The 17728-nt window shown below is 33.3% G+C and carries 13 protein-coding genes; 8 read left to right on the top strand and 5 right to left on the bottom strand.

Annotated features, from left to right (window positions below; genetic code table 11):
* The first annotated feature begins 10 nt into the window (after nt 1–10).
* The 5 genes from recQ (at nt 11) to JN168_RS10740 (ending at nt 6506) form a co-directional block, all read left to right on the top strand.
* A complete protein-coding gene (recQ, locus tag JN168_RS10760; RefSeq protein WP_042738193.1) occupies nt 11–1789 on the top strand; it encodes a DNA helicase RecQ in 1779 nt (592 codons plus the stop codon).
* Nucleotides 1790–2095: 306 nt separating this feature from the next.
* Nucleotides 2096–3055 (top strand): ABC transporter ATP-binding protein, encoded by a 960-nt coding sequence (locus JN168_RS10755; protein ID WP_279525887.1) that lies wholly within the window; start codon nt 2096–2098, stop codon nt 3053–3055.
* A complete protein-coding gene (locus tag JN168_RS10750; RefSeq protein WP_279525886.1) occupies nt 3056–4570 on the top strand; it encodes an ABC transporter permease/substrate-binding protein in 1515 nt (504 codons plus the stop codon).
* A 168-nt stretch (nt 4571–4738) separates the two neighbouring features.
* Nucleotides 4739–5794, top strand: coding sequence for a histidinol-phosphate transaminase (hisC, locus tag JN168_RS10745; RefSeq protein WP_107642086.1), 1056 nt, complete (start codon nt 4739–4741; stop codon nt 5792–5794).
* 163 nt (nt 5795–5957) lie between these two features.
* Nucleotides 5958–6506, top strand: coding sequence for a 5' nucleotidase, NT5C type (locus JN168_RS10740; RefSeq protein WP_042738197.1), 549 nt, complete (start codon nt 5958–5960; stop codon nt 6504–6506).
* A 323-nt stretch (nt 6507–6829) separates the two neighbouring features.
* Here the strand turns inward: JN168_RS10740 and JN168_RS10735 are convergent, their stop codons facing one another.
* The 5 genes from JN168_RS10735 to JN168_RS10715 form a co-directional block, all read right to left on the bottom strand.
* A complete protein-coding gene (locus JN168_RS10735; protein WP_107526582.1) occupies nt 6830–7792 on the bottom strand; it encodes a diacylglycerol/lipid kinase family protein in 963 nt (320 codons plus the stop codon).
* Nucleotides 7793–7910: 118 nt separating this feature from the next.
* A complete protein-coding gene (locus tag JN168_RS10730) occupies nt 7911–9419 on the bottom strand; it encodes a peptide MFS transporter (protein ID WP_042738199.1) in 1509 nt (502 codons plus the stop codon).
* A gap of 251 nt (nt 9420–9670) precedes the next feature.
* On the bottom strand, nt 9671–11185 hold the full coding sequence (locus JN168_RS10725) for a peptide MFS transporter (RefSeq protein ID WP_229366994.1): 1515 nt from the start codon (nt 11183–11185) through the stop codon (nt 9671–9673).
* A 190-nt stretch (nt 11186–11375) separates the two neighbouring features.
* Nucleotides 11376–11876 (bottom strand): preQ(1) synthase, encoded by a 501-nt coding sequence (gene queF / locus JN168_RS10720; protein ID WP_042738201.1) that lies wholly within the window; start codon nt 11874–11876, stop codon nt 11376–11378.
* 34 nt (nt 11877–11910) lie between these two features.
* On the bottom strand, nt 11911–12777 hold the full coding sequence (locus tag JN168_RS10715) for a DMT family transporter (protein ID WP_042738202.1): 867 nt from the start codon (nt 12775–12777) through the stop codon (nt 11911–11913).
* 730 nt (nt 12778–13507) lie between these two features.
* Between JN168_RS10715 and nrdI the strand changes: the two genes are divergently transcribed.
* From nrdI to nrdF, 3 genes are all read left to right on the top strand, one after another.
* Nucleotides 13508–13906, top strand: a complete 399-nt coding sequence (gene nrdI / locus JN168_RS10710; RefSeq protein ID WP_107512128.1) for a class Ib ribonucleoside-diphosphate reductase assembly flavoprotein NrdI — start codon at nt 13508–13510, stop codon at nt 13904–13906.
* The gene (nrdE, locus tag JN168_RS10705; RefSeq protein WP_042738204.1) at nt 13869–15974 is read left to right on the top strand and encodes a class 1b ribonucleoside-diphosphate reductase subunit alpha; all 2106 of its coding nucleotides are present in this window, start codon (nt 13869–13871) and stop codon (nt 15972–15974) included. Before nrdI ends, nrdE begins: the two co-directional genes overlap by 38 nt.
* 232 nt (nt 15975–16206) lie before the next feature.
* Entirely contained in the window at nt 16207–17175 is a 969-nt protein-coding gene (gene nrdF, locus JN168_RS10700) for a class 1b ribonucleoside-diphosphate reductase subunit beta (protein WP_042738205.1), read from the top strand.
* The last annotated feature ends 553 nt before the right edge of the window (nt 17176–17728 follow it).

Here is a 17728-nt window from a genome sequence, read left to right as displayed (position 1 = left end):
ATCTTATAACATGGAATCAACTTTATCGCATTATTTTGGTTATGACACGTTTCGTCCTGGCCAAAAGGAAATAATTTCAAAAGTAATGGATCAACGTAATGTATTAGGGGTGTTACCAACTGGTGGTGGTAAATCGATTTGTTATCAAGTGCCAGGTTTAATGCTAGGTGGTACGACAATTGTCATTAGTCCATTAATTTCATTAATGAAGGACCAAGTCGATCAATTGAAGGCTGCTGGTATTCGCGCAGCATATTTAAACAGTAGTTTAACGCAGAAAGAACAAAAGGCGATTGAAGCGCAATTGAAAAATGGTGACATACAGTTTCTTTATGTTGCTCCAGAACGTTTTAATAATGATTATTTTATGGCGTTATTACAACGTCTACCTATCCATTTAGTAGCATTTGATGAAGCACACTGTATTTCTAAATGGGGGCATGATTTTAGACCAAGTTATCAAGAAGTGATTCATAAGGTATTTGCTTTACCACAAGACTTTACAATTGTAGCTTTGACTGCAACTGCCACGACTGAAGTGCAAAAAGATATCATGGAAAGACTAAATATTAATAAACACGATGAAGTTAAAACAAGTACGAAACGTCGTAATTTAGTCTTTCAAGTCAACCCAACTTATCAACGCCAAAAATTTGTACTTGAATATGTGAAATCACATGCAAATGAAGCTGGCATTGTTTATTGTTCTACGCGTAAACAGGTTGAAGAGTTGCAAGAAGCATTAGAAGATCATGAAATCAGCAGTACGATTTATCATGCAGGGTTATCTAACAAAGACAGAGAAGCTGCGCAAAATGATTTCGTCTATGATCGTGTGCGTGTAGTAATTGCAACGAATGCATTTGGTATGGGGATTGATAAGTCGAATGTGCGTTTTGTGATACATTATAATATGCCAGGTGATTTAGAGTCATATTATCAAGAGGCAGGTCGTGCTGGCCGTGATGGTCTGAAAAGTGATTGTATCTTACTCTTTAGTGAACGCGATATCGGTTTGCATCAGTACTTCATTTCTGCTTCAAAAGCAGATGATGATTACAAAGATAAAATGGGTGAAAAACTAACAAAGATGATTCTTTATACAAAAACGAAGAAGTGTTTGGAAGCAACGTTAGTCCATTACTTTGAACCAAATGAAAAGCTAGAAGAGTGTGAGCAATGTAGTAATTGTACGCGAGAGAACAAGACGTATGACATGACTAATGAAGCAAAAATGATTGTAAGTTGTATCGCGAGAATGAAACAAAAAGAAAGCTATAGTGTTATTATTCAAGTTCTACGAGGTGAAGATACTGATTATATCCGTTATTGTGAATATAATAAATTATCTACACACGGCATAATGAAGCAATATACAACCTCAGATCTTAGTCATTTAATCGATGAACTTAGATTTAAGGGATATTTAAACGAACACGATGAAATTTTGACGTGTGATAATTCAGTCAAACAATTGTTGACGGATGAAGTGACAATCTTTACAACTCCATTTAAACGTAAATCGAAAGAAATTGTGAATATCAATACCGTCGAAGGTGTTGATCGTGCATTATTTGATGAATTGATTGCAGTCCGTAAGAAATTGAGTGAAGATTTGGATATTGCGCCGGTAAGTATTTTCTCAGATTATACCTTAGAAGAATTTGCAAAAAGAAAGCCAGAATCTAAACAAGATATGATCTCTATTGATGGTGTAGGAAGTTATAAATTAAAGCATTACTGTCCAATGTTCTTAGAGACTATTCAATCTTATAAAGCACAAATTTAAATTGACTATGCGGAAAATGCATATGTAGTGTTGATAACCATTGTACAACAATGGGCAATTTATAAATTATCTCAAAGTTAATTTTAACAACATGTCGAAATAAGTCTTGTATAGGCATTATTTTGATTGGTTATTAAAATTAACTTTATTTTTTGAGTATTAAATAGATTTTGTGGTATTTAATTTTGTAAGTGTGTATTTTTTTTGGATAAATTAATGATATTTACATATACATTTAATTAAAAGGGAATACGGACACTACAATTAATTGTATATTAGTGTATATAAAAGACTGAAGGTGACAATGTGATAGAATTTAAAGATGTTGTAAAGAAATATGGGGATAAGACGGCGGTCGATCATGTAAGTTTTAATATTAAAGAAGGAGAGTTTTTTGTCTTAATTGGTCCATCAGGTTGTGGCAAAACGACTACTCTGAAAATGATTAATCGATTGATTGCTCTAACTGAAGGTTATATTTACTTTAAAGACAAACCAATAAGTGACTATCCTGTATATGAGATGCGCTGGGATATTGGTTATGTGTTACAGCAGATTGCACTGTTTCCACATATGACAATTAAAGAAAATATTGCCCAAGTACCACAGATGAAGAAGTGGAAAGAGCAAGATATTGAAACGCGAATCGATGAATTATTAAATATGGTTGGTTTAGATCCCACTGTATACAAAGAACGTAAACCTGATGAATTATCTGGTGGGCAACGACAACGTGTTGGGGTAGTAAGGGCGCTTGCTGCAGATCCACCCGTTATACTCATGGACGAGCCATTTAGTGCATTAGATCCGATTAGCAGAGAAAAACTACAAGATGATTTAATTCAACTCCAACAACAAATTAAGAAGACGATTGTTTTTGTCACACATGATATTGAAGAAGCAATGAAATTAGGTGACAGAATATGTTTATTGAATGAAGGTCATATTGAACAAATTGATACACCAGAGGGATTTGCTACAAGACCTAATAATGCATTTGTAGAACAATTTTTAGGCAATAAGGTACAACGCTCATTAAATGATGTGAAATTATCAGAGTTAACAGAACAGTTAACATTAATTAATGAGTCACAGGAAGTGCAGACGTATCCATTAGTAGACAGTGGTCAATTGGTCAAGGATGTATATTCGCATTTTGTTACACATGATGCAGTAATCATAGATGATAAAGCTAATGCCCAACGCTATTTGATGTACAGACAAGATGTGTTTAAATTGTTCGCTGAAGTGAAAGGAGTGTCTTAGATGACTGAAATATTACAGACACTTTCAGATAGACGCGGTCAACTACTGACGACGGTATTTGAACATATACAAATTTCATTTATTGCATTACTTATTGCGGCGTTAATTGGAGTACCCTTAGGTATTTTATTAACAAAAACTAAAAAATTATCTGAAATTGTTATGAATATCGCTGCGATACTCCAGACTATTCCATCATTAGCACTATTAGGATTAATGATTCCATTGTTTGGTATTGGTAAAGTGCCAGCCGTTATCGCACTTGTAGTTTATGCCTTACTACCTATTCTAAGAAATACATATACAGGTATAGCAGAAGTAGACCCTTCTCTTGTAGAAGCGGCAAAGGGTATTGGTATGAAACCAGGACGTAGACTAACAAAGGTCGAGTTACCTATTGCAATGCCAGTAATAATGGCTGGTATTAGAACTGCTATGGTATTGATTATTGGTACCGCTACGCTTGCTGCACTTATTGGAGCAGGGGGATTAGGGGATTTAATTCTATTAGGTATTGATAGAAATGATAGTTCACTTATTCTTATTGGTGCAATACCTGCTGCGTTGTTAGCGATATTATTTGATTTAGCCTTACGTTATATGCAAGGTTTATCATACAAAAAATTGATTATTTCATTAACAATTATCGTAATTGTATTATTATTAGTTATTATCGCACCTTTATTAGCTCAGAAGGGTGAAAAAGTAACGTTAGCTGGTAAATTAGGATCAGAACCATCAGTTATTACGAATATGTATAAGATATTGATAGAAAAAGAGACTGACGATACGGTAGAAGTTAAAGATGGCATGGGTAAGACATCATTCTTATTTAATGCCTTAAAGTCTGACGATATCGATGGTTATTTAGAATTTACTGGCACTGTGCTTGGAGAATTAACGAAAGAAGACTTAAAATCAAAACAAGAAGATAAAGTTTATCAACAAGCTAAAGATAGCTTAGAGAAAAAATACGATATGACCATGCTGAAACCTATGAAATACAATAATACTTATGCCTTAGCGGTTAAACGAGACTTTGCTAAAAAGCATAATATTAAAACAATTGGTGATTTAAATAAAGTAAGTGATCAAATTAAGCCAGGTTTTACATTGGAATTTAATGATCGTTCAGATGGTTACCCTGCAGTAAAAAAAGCATATAATTTAGACATATCTAAGCCGAAGACAATGGAGCCTAAATTACGTTATCAAGCAATCAAAAGTGGTGACATTAATTTAATAGATGCCTATTCAACGGACGCGGAATTAAAGCAATATGATATGGTTGTATTAAAAGATGATAAACATGTATTCCCACCATATCAAGGTGCACCGATGTTTAAAGAAAAGTACCTTAAAGAACATCCTGAAATTAAAAAACCATTAAATCAATTAGCTAATAAAATTTCTGATGAAGACATGCAACAAATGAATTATGATGTAACCGTGAAGAAAAAGGACCCATATCAAGTTGCAAAGGATTATTTGGAACGCGAACACATTTTAAAATAAATTGGAATAATAAGAGAGTTTTTTATGTATTTTACATTTAAAACTCTCTTTTTGTATATCAGAGTATTTCTTCTGTCTAGGGGACACATTGATTTTCCCATCATATAAGGTTTATAATAGTTACTAAGTTTTGAAATTTCTGTAAAATTAAGGAGGACCGAAGCAACCATGAAAAAACAAATAGAACAATTATCAGCATATGAACCGGGGTTATCGCCTCGTGCATTAAAAGAGACTTACGGCATTGAAGGTGAATTATATAAATTAGCATCAAATGAAAATTTATATGGACCATCACCAAAGGTTAAAGAAGCAATTCAAAGTCATTTAGAAGAGTTGAATTTTTATCCGGAAACGGGTTCTCCAATGATTAAAGAAGCAATTAGTAAACATCTAGATGTCGAACCATCACGTATCCTGTTTGGAGCGGGTTTAGATGAAGTCATCCTGATGATTTCTCGTGCGGTGTTGACTGCTGGTGATAAAATAGTGACAAGTGAAATGACATTTGGTCAGTATTATCACAACGCAGTAGTTGAAGCGGCAACAGTAGTACAAGTACCATTGAAAGATGGCTACTTTGATTTAAATGGAATACTTAATGAAATTGACGACGAAACAAAGTTAGTATGGCTATGTAATCCGAATAATCCGACTGGGACATATTTTACGCATGAAGAACTTAAAGGTTTCTTAGAACAAGTACCAAGTCATATTCCAGTAATTGTAGATGAAGCATATGTAGAATTTGTCACTGCACAAGATTTTCCTGATACTTTAGCATTACAGCAACAATTTAGCAATGCATTTTTATTACGTACATTTTCAAAAGCATATGGCTTAGCAGGCATGCGTATAGGCTATGTTGTTGCTGCACAAGAAGCGATAGAACAATGGAATATTATTCGCCCACCATTTAATGTGGGACGCTTATCAGAATACGCTGCACTAGCGGCGTTAGAAGATCAAGACTATTTAACGTTTATTCGTGAACGTAATGCGGAAGAACGAGAAAAATTCTTCGCAATTGATAAACGTGATGCATTCTTTGATAGCCAAACCAATTTCGTCTTTGTAAATACTTCCAAACCACATGAGTTATATGAAGCATTGTTAAATGTTGGTTGTATAACGCGAGAATTTCCAAATGGTGTAAGAATTACGATTGGCTTCCCAGAACAAAATGATAAAATGATTGAGGTACTAAAGGACTTTGAGTTATAAAATAAAAATAAAAAATAGTCCAATTATGCTTAATGGTTGATACATTTATGATGATGTAGGAAACGTTCCATTTTACAAGATGTAGTAGGGATAGTAGCAAGGGAAAGATAGCTTAGTGATGTTTGAAATGAATGATGTTATTAAAAAGGGAGTAGAGTATTAAATGACACGACAATCTATTGCAATTGATATGGATGAAGTATTAGCAGATACAGTAGGTGCATTAATTGAAGACGTTAATAAACGAACGGATTTAGGTATTTCATATGATATGTTGGATGGTATGAAATTACGACATGCAATGCCAGAACATGATGGACTACTGACTGAAATCCTTCGTGAACCAGGTTTCTTTAGGAAATTAGAGGTTATGGCTGATGCGCAAGCAGTTGTGAAGAAACTAACTGAGCATTATGATGTGTATATTGCGACAGCTGCGATGGATGTACCAACTTCTTTTCACGATAAATATGAATGGTTAAGGGAGTATTTTCCATTTTTAGATCCACAACAGTTTGTTTTTTGTGGTAGAAAAAATATTGTACATGCGGATTATTTAATTGATGATAATCCAAGGCAGTTGAGTATTTTTACAGGTAAGCCTATTATGTATACAGCGTCTCATAATATTAATGATGATCGTTTCACACGTGTTAATAATTGGCAAGATGTGGAAGCTTATTTCTTAGGAGATAAATCATATCAAATTTAGGTAGATTTATTCTATTGTTGAAAATATAGAGTAAATAATCTGCACGATAAATAGAAATAGCCATTAAATGAAGTTATTATTGATTCATTTAATGGCTAATTTTTTTGTTTTTTAAGCGTATGTAAAGGGCAACGCTTTCCTAGGTGACAGCTTCAGCCTGTAGTCTTCAGCTTGTCCTGTTCCCTCAGGCGTCTCGCCCGCACATGCGCAAGTAAATAGTTTACTTCTATAACAATAAACAATTGAACAAAGTCATTATTTTTTCGATGGTTAAAGCGTGCTATCAGCATATGACTATTTAGTAATAATAATAGCGATATTAACTACGATTCGATTTCTTCATCCGCTGTTGTATTGTTATTTGATACTGTATTATTTAGTGTTAGGATTTGAACAGCGTTTGGAATGATTTCTATCTCTAATGGTGTTTCTAATGCAATTTCACCATCGATATCTACTTTGACTACGGGGTCAGTTGTTATCGAAATCTTTTTGGCTAAAATGTGTTGAATACCTTCAGTCATATGATTCCAATTCATACTATCACGTTGTTTGAAAATATCATTTAAAACTCGAGTATTTTGTTCTTTAAATATAAATGAATTCAAATAACCGTCACTTGGAGATAAATCAGTTAATGGGATACGACTACCACCAATGAAAGGTCCATTTGCAACGACTAGCATAGACGTCTTACCATTTATTTCTTTATCGTCTACAGTGACTTTATAGTTAAAGTATTCAGGATTTAGCAAGGTCTTAACGGTCGAACCAACATAACTCAATTTACCAAATACATCTTTGTTTCCGTTTTGAACGTTTTCGGCATTTTGTACAATTAAACCTAATCCGACAAAGTTTAATGCGTACTGGTTATTAATCTTCATTACATCATAGGGTTGCAACTCGGCCTCTATTAATTGTTGGCTAGCTGCTTTATGACGCGGACTTAGGTTTAGCGTTTTGACAAAGTCATTAAAGGTTCCACCAGGAATAATACCGATAGGGATATCGAGTTCACTGTGCATGATTCCATTGATTAATTCATTGACCGTTCCGTCTCCACCCAATATAAAGACAATATCTACATCATCACTATATGACTTTGATTTGATTTTCTTACAATATTCAATAATATCGCCTTCATTTTCACTTAGTTGAATAGATAGGTGTTTACAAAATGTTGTCAATGCAGCAGTAACGTCACCTAATCCTCGATAAATATCTTTGATACCAGAATGTTCATGGTAAAATAAGACACCATGATTATATTTTTTGTTAGTCAATATATTCACCATACTTCTCTTTATTTATGTTTAGCAATACCTACTTATTTATTATACCTTTTATAACAATAAAAAAACTATGATGAACCATTCAGTTCACCATAGTTAAGTTTAACAATTATTTAATTCCTCGCATACCTTTAACAATCTTCGGTACAAAAGCTAAAATAATCACACTGACAATAATTGCTACAGCACCTAAGAATAAGAAATAGTTCTTATAACCAAGTGGCTCAATTAAGTGGACGAGTGATCCATTGATTGCTTGTGCACAGGCATTTGTTAATAACCATAAACTCATCATTTGTGCGTTAAATGCTTTTGGAGCTAACTTAACAGCAGCACTATTACCAGTAGGTGACAGACATAATTCACCAATAACACAGATAATATACGATAAGATGACCCAGTTAACACTAATATGTGAAGCGCCTGCAGAATGACCAATTAAACCAATCATAATATATGATGCCCCTGCTAAAAATGCTCCCAAAACAAATTTAGTTGGTAGACTTGGTTGACGTCGTGCCATTTTAGCCCAAATCATTGAAACCACTGGTGCTAATAGCACAATGAACAATGGGTTGATTGATTGGAATAATGCTGGACCAAAATCTGATTTCCATCCGAAGAGATTTAACTTCATATCACTGCTTTCAAATGCATATAAATTAAGTACGTTGGCACCTTGTTCTTGGATTGACCAGAAGAGGACACCAAGAATAAACAATGGAATAAATGCTATAACTCTTGAGCGTTCATCATCTGTCACATCTTTACTTCGAATCATAATCGTGAAGTAAATGATTGGTAATGCTACGCCTAACACGAGTACTGCAGTACTGATAATGTTGAATGATAGGGTACCAGTCAAGCCAGTGATAATTAATACAGCAGCAATAATTATGATCGCAATAGTGAATAATATACCGTATTTCTTTTTCTCACTAGCGCTTAGTGGGTTTGACGCTTTCGTTCCAATTGTACCTAGATTCTTCTTGTTAAATAATACATACCATACTAATCCTAATGCCATACCAATTGCTGCGATTAAGAATCCACCATGGAAATTACCTGTACCAACGAAATGATTTAAAATTAATGGTGAGATTAATCCGCCCATATTAACTGACATATAGAAGATTACAAACCCTGCATCTAGTCTTACGTCATTTTCAGGGTAAAGTCTACCAACAATATTTGAAATATTTGGTTTCATTAGACCAGAACCTACAATGATGAAGAACATAGAGATAAATAAACCTATAATATCAAGGGGTAAACTTAAGAAGATATGACCAATAATGATTAATATACCACCGATTAGTGTTGCTGAACGTGTCCCCGTAACTCTATCAGCAATCCAACCACCAAGTACTGAAGTCATATAAATCAATGCACCATAAACTGCCATTACTGACTGTGCAGTGGCTTTGTCCATACCGAGACCGCCATCTTTAATAGCGAAATACATATAAAAAATGAGTAGTGCGCGCATGCCATAGTAGCTAAATCGTTCCCAAAATTCTACGAAAAATAATACGCCAAGTCCTTTTGGATGACCGAAAAAGCCTTTTTGTGGGATAGACTGCACGTCTTGCTCATGGGTTGTTGTTTGATTTTGCATAAAACATTCCCCGTCCTTTCTTGATCCCAATAAAAAAATGTATAAAAAAGATTTTACTCCTAATATTATTGAATTTCAATAATATTCTTAAAATAACAATATTCCGAATATTCGCATAATTAATTGATAGAATAGGATATCATAAAGGTGTACAAAATATAATTATTGTAAAATAACACTTATAAAAAAGACATAAAAAAACAGTGGTGCATAAATACACCACTGAATTGCTTTGATATTATGGACTAATGTTAATAAACACCTTTCATAGCACGTTTAACAATAGGTGAAATAACTAACAATACAATACCGATAACAACTGCTACAAGTCCTGAATACATGAAATAATCACTTTGATTTATCTTTGTATATACCACTACGAGTTGTGAATTTAGTCCTTGTGCAGTAGCGTTACTTAGCATCCATAAGCTCATCATTCTAGCTGTAAACGCAATTGGTGCTAATTTAGTCGTTGTTGATAATCCAACAGGTGAGATACATAATTCGCCAATCGTGATTAAGAAGAAACTTAATACGAGCCATAATGGATTAACTAGTGATTGACCAGATGCTAGCGGAATGATCATTACAAGATATGATAAACCAGCGACAATTACACCGTATGCAAATTTATGCACAGTTGGAGGATTATGCTTACCGAGTTTCAACCATAATGTTGCAAAGACAGGTGCTAATAAAACGATAAAGATAGGATTTAATGATTGTGCCCAAGATGCTGGGATAGAGAAATCAATTAAACCGCCTGTTAAGACAGACATTTCAAGTTGTGTTTTTTTGTCAGCAAAACTTGCCAAAACTGTAGAACCTTGTTCTTGAATCATCCAAAATGCAACTGACGTAATATAAAGTGGTATGTAACTGTAGATTCTAGAACGTTCTTCTTTGGTAACATCCTTACTTAATATCATATTCAAGAAAATGTAAATTGGTAATACGATACCTAATATTGTTACTAATAAACTAAAGTTTTCTAATGATAATGCATTATTTAAATGTAGTAAAAATAAATATAGTAAAAATAATACGATTACGACAAGTGTGATAAATACAAACTTTTTAATTTCCGGTTTAGTTAATGGGTTCGGTACATTGCGTCCCGCTAAACCTAAATTCTTTTTGCGTTTGATAGCATAGACAACTAAGCCACAGAACATCCCAATAGCTGCAGCTAAGAAACCAGCATGGAAACTCACTCTTGTTTGTAAATAACCAGTGATTAATGGTGCCAATAAACTACCTAAGTTAATCCCCATATAGAATAATGTAAAGGCAGCATCACGACGTACATCATTACGATCGTAAAGTTCACCAACTGTTGTGGAAATGTTTGGTTTTAATAGGCCTGTACCTGCTATGATTACGGCCAATGCAATCATTACCAAAGTTAGATTGTTTGGTAGTGACAATAAGATATGTCCGATCATAATTAAGAATCCACCATAGAAAACAGCATTTTGAGTGCCGGTAATTCTATCAGCAATCCAACCACCAATTACACCCGACATATAAATCAATGTTCCGTAGATGGAAACAATTTGCAGTGCGACTGCTTCATCTAAACCGAAACCACCTTTAGCAACGGTATAGTATAAATAATAGATTAATATGGCTTTCATACCATAGTAACTGAATCTCTCCCAAAATTCAGTGAAGAATAACGTGCTTAGTCCTTTTGGATGTCCGAAGAAACCTGTACGTGGTGTACTTTCCATAATTTCTTCGTGCGTATAATTAACCTTTCTCATAAATTCCCTCCCCAATTATAGTTGGATTAATTTTATACTGTTTTTATAAAAATGACAAGTGTATGTATTATTTGTACAATATTAAATGCTGAATGATTTGATTGAACTTTTGTACTGTTTATTTATTAAAAAAGTGACGAAAACAGATGTTTTCGTCACTGATGATGCTCTTTATAATTATAAGAAATGTTTAACGGTTGTCTATTTTTTCAGGGTAGAGGTCATGATTCATTAATCTGTGCTCTGCCATTTTTTCATATTTAGAATTAGGACGACCATAATTGGTATATGGATCAATTGAAATCCCACCACGTGGCGTGAATTTGCCCCATACTTCTATATAATGTGGATCCATTAACTCGATAAGATCATTCATTATTATATTCATACAGTCTTCATGGAAATCTCCATGATTTCTAAAGCTGAATAAGTAAAGTTTTAATGATTTAGATTCTACCATTTTAATATTAGGGATATAAGAGATATAAATCGTCGCAAAATCAGGTTGACCTGTGATCGGACATAAAGATGTAAATTCAGGACAGTTGAATTTAACGAAATAATCTCTACCTTGGTGTTTATTATCGAATGACTCGAGTACGTCTGGGCGGTAATCAAAATCATATTGATTATTTTGGTTACCTAATAGTGTAATATCTTGTAATTCATCTTTGTTGCGGCCTTCAGCCATATAAATCGCTCCTTTTAAGATATATTTTTAACATTTATTTCTGTATGTCAATGGGTTGTCGGCGTGCTTTTTCAAACATGTAGTAACTAGATCCTATAATAATGATATAACCTAAAATTGCATATAGATCTGGTGACTCTCCAAAGAGAATAAAGCCAAATAATGCAGTAAATACAATGGATGCATAGGTGAATATCGAAATGTCTTTTGCTGGTGCAAAGCTATAGGCAAGTGTGATACCAATCTGACCAATGGCTGCAGCTAATCCGGCGCCTAATAAATAGAGACACTGTAACCACGACATAGGTTCAAATGTAAAAATCGTGAATGGAATTAACACGATGATTGAAAAGAATGAAAAGTAAAATACAATTGTATATGGTGCTTCTCTAGAACTTAGAGCGCGTACACATGTATAAGCTGCTGCGGCAAAAATACCAGAGAACAAACCACCGATAGCAGGAATCACTGACGAAGAGAACTCAGGTTTAACTACAAAGAGCATACCGAAGATCGCCACAATCATAGCTATAAATTGATAGTTGCGTACTTTTTCATTTAAGAATAATAAGCTAAGTAAAATAGTCCAAAATGGATTTAATTTCATCAATGTATCTGCGTCGCTTAATATCATATGATCAATGGCATAAATATTAAGTAATACACCAATTAAACCAAAGGTTGATCTAGAGATAAGTAATGGCTGACTACTTAGTTTACCAAATAGAGGTTGCTTGTATTTAAATATGAAATAGAGAGGTATAAACATAGCTACTAAGTTTCTGGCTAATGACTTTTGAAATACAGGTAAATCGCCTGCTAAGCGAAAGAATACTGACATAAAGCTAAAGCCAATAGCAGAAATTAAAATAGCGATGATACCTTTAACTTTAGGATTCAATAGTATCGCCTCAATTTTAAAAATTTGACGTATCTATATTAGCATAAATATTTAAAACATGTATATATGGTTGAAATTAGGGAAGTAATATAATATCATATAAATACGAACAAATGTTCCCTTTTATCTTGGACTTTGTTCAAATTAAATTCTAGAAAAAGTAAAGCAAATTTTTTGAATATTTTATACAACATAATTGGCGCAATGTGCAAAACAACGGTATATAGCGCTTTGTATAACTTTTAGAAAAATCAAATAAAATGAACGGAATTTTAGTAAAAAAATTTTTTTAAAGTTAAGAGTTCAATTTAAAGTTGAATTGGTGCCATTTTCATTCCGTTTTCAAAATTTGTCCACAGTTTCCTAAAATAAAAAGGCTTTTAATCGTCTTCGGACTTATGTATAATGAAACACATAATATAGTATTAACGACAGAACCGAAACACTATATATTGTGTTTCGGTTTCAAGTCACTTTATATATAATAAACCAAATTTCAAGTAAAATCACACTGGTTTAGCCACTTAATCATGACAAATATAGTAGTAATACTTCAAAAATGTATTTTTGCATCACTATATGTAGATGACATGATCACTATATATTGTGTTTTTAAATAATATGATTTTCTATGGGGCATTACACGATTGAAATTAGGTGAATAGATTAGTGGAATAATATGATTTTCCATATTTAATGGATAGATCAAAGATAGAAAGTAGGTGTGCCGATGAAGGTTGTTTATTTTTCATTTTCCGGTAATGTGCGACGCTTTATTACCAGAGCAGAATTGAAGAATACGATGGAAATTACGCAGAATAATTGCACGGAAAGATTGGATGAACCGTTCATTATGGTCACTGGTACAATTGGTTTTGGTGAAATTCCACAACCTGTACAAGCATTTTTAGAGGTTAATCATGATTTGATTAGAGCGGTAGCAGCAAGTGGTAATCGAAATTGGGGACAAAATTTCGCCAAAGCTGGACGCGCTATTTCGGAACAATATAACGTTCCATTATTAATGAAGTTTGAAGTTCAAGGCACAAAGGAAGACATTAGCGAATTTAAAGATAAGGTGGGGCATTTTAATGAAGATAATAGACGAGAAGAAATACAATCATATTGAATTAAATAACGAAGTTACCAAGCGTAAAGACAATGGTTTTTTCAATTTAGAAAAGGACCAAGAGGCGTTAACAGTATATTTAGAAGAAATCCAAGACAAGACAATTTACTTTGATAGTGAGCTAGAACGCCTACACTACCTCGTCGACAACGACTTCTATTTTGATGTTTTTGAAGTTTATTCAGAAGCAGATCTTCAAGAAATTACTGATTTTGCTAAGCAAATTGAATTCAATTTTGCAAGTTACATGTCAGCTAGTAAATTCTTTAAAGATTATGCATTAAAAACAAATGACAAGAGTCAATATCTAGAAGATTATAAACAGCACGTTGTAATTGTTGCACTTTATCTTGCTAATGGTCATAAGGCAACAGCTAAGCAATTTATCTCAGCTATGATTGAACAACGTTACCAACCGGCGACACCTACATTCTTAAATGCAGGACGTGCTCGTCGTGGTGAATTAGTATCATGTTTCTTATTAGAAGTAGATGATAGTTTAAATTCAATTAACTTTATCGATGCAACAGCTAAACAATTAAGTAAAATTGGTGGCGGTGTAGCGATTAATTTATCTAAATTACGTGCACGTGGTGAAGCGATTAAAGGCATTAAAGGTGTTGCAAAGGGTGTACTTCCAGTTGCTAAGTCATTAGAAGGTGGATTTAGCTACGCAGACCAATTAGGACAACGCCCAGGCGCTGGTGCTGTATATTTAAATATCTTCCACTATGATGTTGAAGAGTTTTTAGATACTAAGAAGGTTAATGCTGATGAAGATTTACGTTTATCTACGATTTCTACTGGTTTAATCGTACCTTCAAAGTTCTTTGATTTAGCTAAGGAAGGCAAGGATTTCCACATGTTTGCACCACATACAGTATATAAAGAGTATGGGGTAACTTTGGATGATATTGATTTAGAAGCTTATTATGATGAATTAGTAGCTAATCCAAACATTGATAAGAAGAAAAAAGATGCACGTGAAATGTTGAATATGATTGCTCAAACACAATTACAATCAGGTTATCCATATTTAATGTTTAAGGATAATGCGAATAAAGTACATGCTAACTCAGATATCGGCCAAATTAAAATGAGTAACTTGTGTACGGAAATCTTCCAATTACAAGAAACATCAATCATCAATGACTATGGTACAGAAGATGAAATTAAACGTGATATTTCATGTAACTTAGGTTCATTAAATATTGTGAATGTAATGGAATCAGGTAAATTTAAAGATTCTGTTCACACAGGTATGGATGCATTGACAGTGGTAAGTGACGAAGCAGATATTCAGAATGCACCTGGTGTTAAAAAAGCTAACAGTGAACTGCATTCAGTTGGACTTGGTGTTATGAACTTGCACGGTTATCTAGCTAAAAACAAAATTGGATATGAATCTGAAGAAGCGAAAGATTTTGCTAATATCTTCTTCATGATGATGAATTACTATTCAATAGAACGTTCAATGGAAATAGCTAAAGAGCGTCAAGAAACATATGTAGGTTTCGAAAAGTCGGACTATGCTAATGGAAAATATTTTGACTTCTATACGTCACAAACATTTGCACCACAATACGAGAAAGTACGTAAATTGTTTGATGGTTTAGAAATTCCAACACCTGAGGATTGGAAAGCATTGCAACAACAAGTTGAAACACATGGTTTATTCCATGCGTATCGCTTAGCAATTGCACCAACACAAAGTATTTCTTATGTACAAAATGCTACAAGCTCTGTTATGCCAATTGTTGATCAAATTGAGAGACGTACTTATGGTAATGCGGAAACATTTTATCCAATGCCATTCTTATCACCAGAAACAATGTGGTACTATAAATCAGCATTTAATACTGACCAAATGAAATTAATCGATTTAATTTCTACAATTCAAACACATGTGGATCAAGGTATCTCAACAATTCTATATGTGAATTCAGAAATATCTACACGTGAATTGTCTAGACTCTATGTCTATGCACATCATAAAGGATTAAAGTCTTTATACTACACTAGAAATAAATTATTAAGTGTTGAAGAATGTACAAGTTGCTCGATCTAGTTTTAGTGAAACACGACGAAAGTGATTATTAACGTAAGTGAACACAACAGTTTAATATTTACATCAATGAATAAGAAACCCATCGTTAACAGCGAATCGTAACTTTAATATTAGGGCGGTAAGAGGGTCTTAATATATTAACGATTTAGCTGTTAACTTTGTGTGCTTATGTTGTCACTGTAAATAATCGCTATTTAAATAAATTTATACTGGAATAGGAGACATTATCTAAATGAAAGCAGTCAATTGGAATACTCAAGAAGACATGACAAATATGTTTTGGCGACAAAATATTTCACAAATGTGGGTAGAAACGGAATTCAAAGTTTCTAAAGATATAGCAAGTTGGAAGACGTTAACAGATGCAGAAAAAAATGCTTTTAAAAAAGCGTTAGCTGGTTTAACTGGTTTGGATACACATCAAGCAGATGATGGTATGCCACTTATCATGTTACATACAACAGATTTACGTAAAAAAGCTGTATATTCTTTCATGGCAATGATGGAACAAATTCATGCTAAAAGTTATTCTCATATTTTTACGACATTACTTCCCTCAAGCGAAACAAACTACTTATTAGATAAATGGGTTATTGAAGAACCTCATTTAAAATATAAATCAGATAAAATTATCGAAAACTACCATAAATTATGGGGCAAAGAAGCTTCAATCTATGATCAATATATTGCACGTGTATCAAGTGTATTCTTAGAAACATTCTTATTCTACTCAGGTTTCTATTATCCACTATATCTTGCTGGGCAAGGTAGAATGACAACGTCTGGTGAAATTATTCGTAAAATCTTACTTGATGAATCAATACATGGTGTGTTTACTGGAATGGATGCACAAAGTTTAAGAAACGAGTTATCAGAAAGTGAAAAGCAACAAGCTGATCAAGAAATGTATAAATTATTAGATGATTTATATAAAAATGAAGTGTCTTATACACATTCACTATATGATGAAATTGGTTTATCTGAAGATGTATTGAATTATGTTCGATACAACGGTAATAAAGCATTATCAAATCTTGGATTTGAACCATACTTTGAAGAAAGAGAGTTCAATCCAATTATCGAGAATGCTTTAGATACATCAACTAAAAACCATGATTTCTTCTCTGTTAAAGGTGATGGTTACACACTTGCATTGAATGTTGAAGCGTTGACAGATGAAGATTTTATCTTTGAGGATTAATCTTTTTTGCTAAGTAATTAAATATATCAGTAATTATCGATGCATATTGTTATTGAAGTGGCGATGTGTTTAAGATAATTATTGTTATAGTAAAATATTAAGAAAAAAGCTTCGCTCTAAGTAGAGTGAAGCTTTTTTAGTTATTACTTCGTATTGTTGGCTTACTTTCTTAGAGGACAGATTCAGCCTATGGTCTTCAGTTTGTCCTGTTCCCTCGGGAGTCCGCCAAAACACTGTCGCAAAAACCATAAAGGATAATCTAGAGAAATACTCTATAAAAAGCAGTATACAAAGATGCTAAACCCTTTAATTGTAAACTATATAAAAACACTCGATTAGACTACACGTATTCTGTATTGTACAGGAAATAGGTTGTCTAATTTTTTGTATTCGCTTAACAGTGTGGAGTTACTGTATTCACTTGCTAAAGATAGTGACAATTATTATCTACTCTTGCAACAACTAATGTATAAATAAACCTAGCCACTTAATTTAAATATAATCAAATGAAAATAATAAATTATTATGTTTAGCTCTATAAATTATTTTAACA

The organism is Staphylococcus gallinarum (assembly GCF_029774255.1).
GTDB classification, from domain to species: domain Bacteria; phylum Bacillota; class Bacilli; order Staphylococcales; family Staphylococcaceae; genus Staphylococcus; species Staphylococcus gallinarum.
The sequence above is the reverse complement of the archived record's forward strand: the minus strand, read 5'-3'. Positions and strand labels throughout refer to the sequence as shown.

Excerpts from the sequence above, each read along its gene's own strand:
- nrdI (WP_107512128.1), top strand. The coding sequence starts at position 13,508 with ATGAAGGTTGTTTATTTTTCATTTTCCGGTAATGTGCGACGCTTTATT.
- JN168_RS10740 (WP_042738197.1), top strand. The coding sequence starts at position 5,958 with ATGACACGACAATCTATTGCAATTGATATGGATGAAGTATTAGCAGAT.
- JN168_RS10725 (WP_229366994.1), bottom strand. The coding sequence starts at position 11,185 with ATGAGAAAGGTTAATTATACGCACGAAGAAATTATGGAAAGTACACCA.
- nrdF (WP_042738205.1), top strand. The coding sequence starts at position 16,207 with ATGAAAGCAGTCAATTGGAATACTCAAGAAGACATGACAAATATGTTT.
- hisC (WP_107642086.1), top strand. The coding sequence starts at position 4,739 with ATGAAAAAACAAATAGAACAATTATCAGCATATGAACCGGGGTTATCG.
- queF (WP_042738201.1), bottom strand. The coding sequence starts at position 11,876 with ATGGCTGAAGGCCGCAACAAAGATGAATTACAAGATATTACACTATTA.
- JN168_RS10730 (WP_042738199.1), bottom strand. The coding sequence starts at position 9,419 with ATGCAAAATCAAACAACAACCCATGAGCAAGACGTGCAGTCTATCCCA.
- JN168_RS10750 (WP_279525886.1), top strand. The coding sequence starts at position 3,056 with ATGACTGAAATATTACAGACACTTTCAGATAGACGCGGTCAACTACTG.
- recQ (WP_042738193.1), top strand. The coding sequence starts at position 11 with ATGGAATCAACTTTATCGCATTATTTTGGTTATGACACGTTTCGTCCT.
- nrdE (WP_042738204.1), top strand. The coding sequence starts at position 13,869 with ATGAAGATAATAGACGAGAAGAAATACAATCATATTGAATTAAATAAC.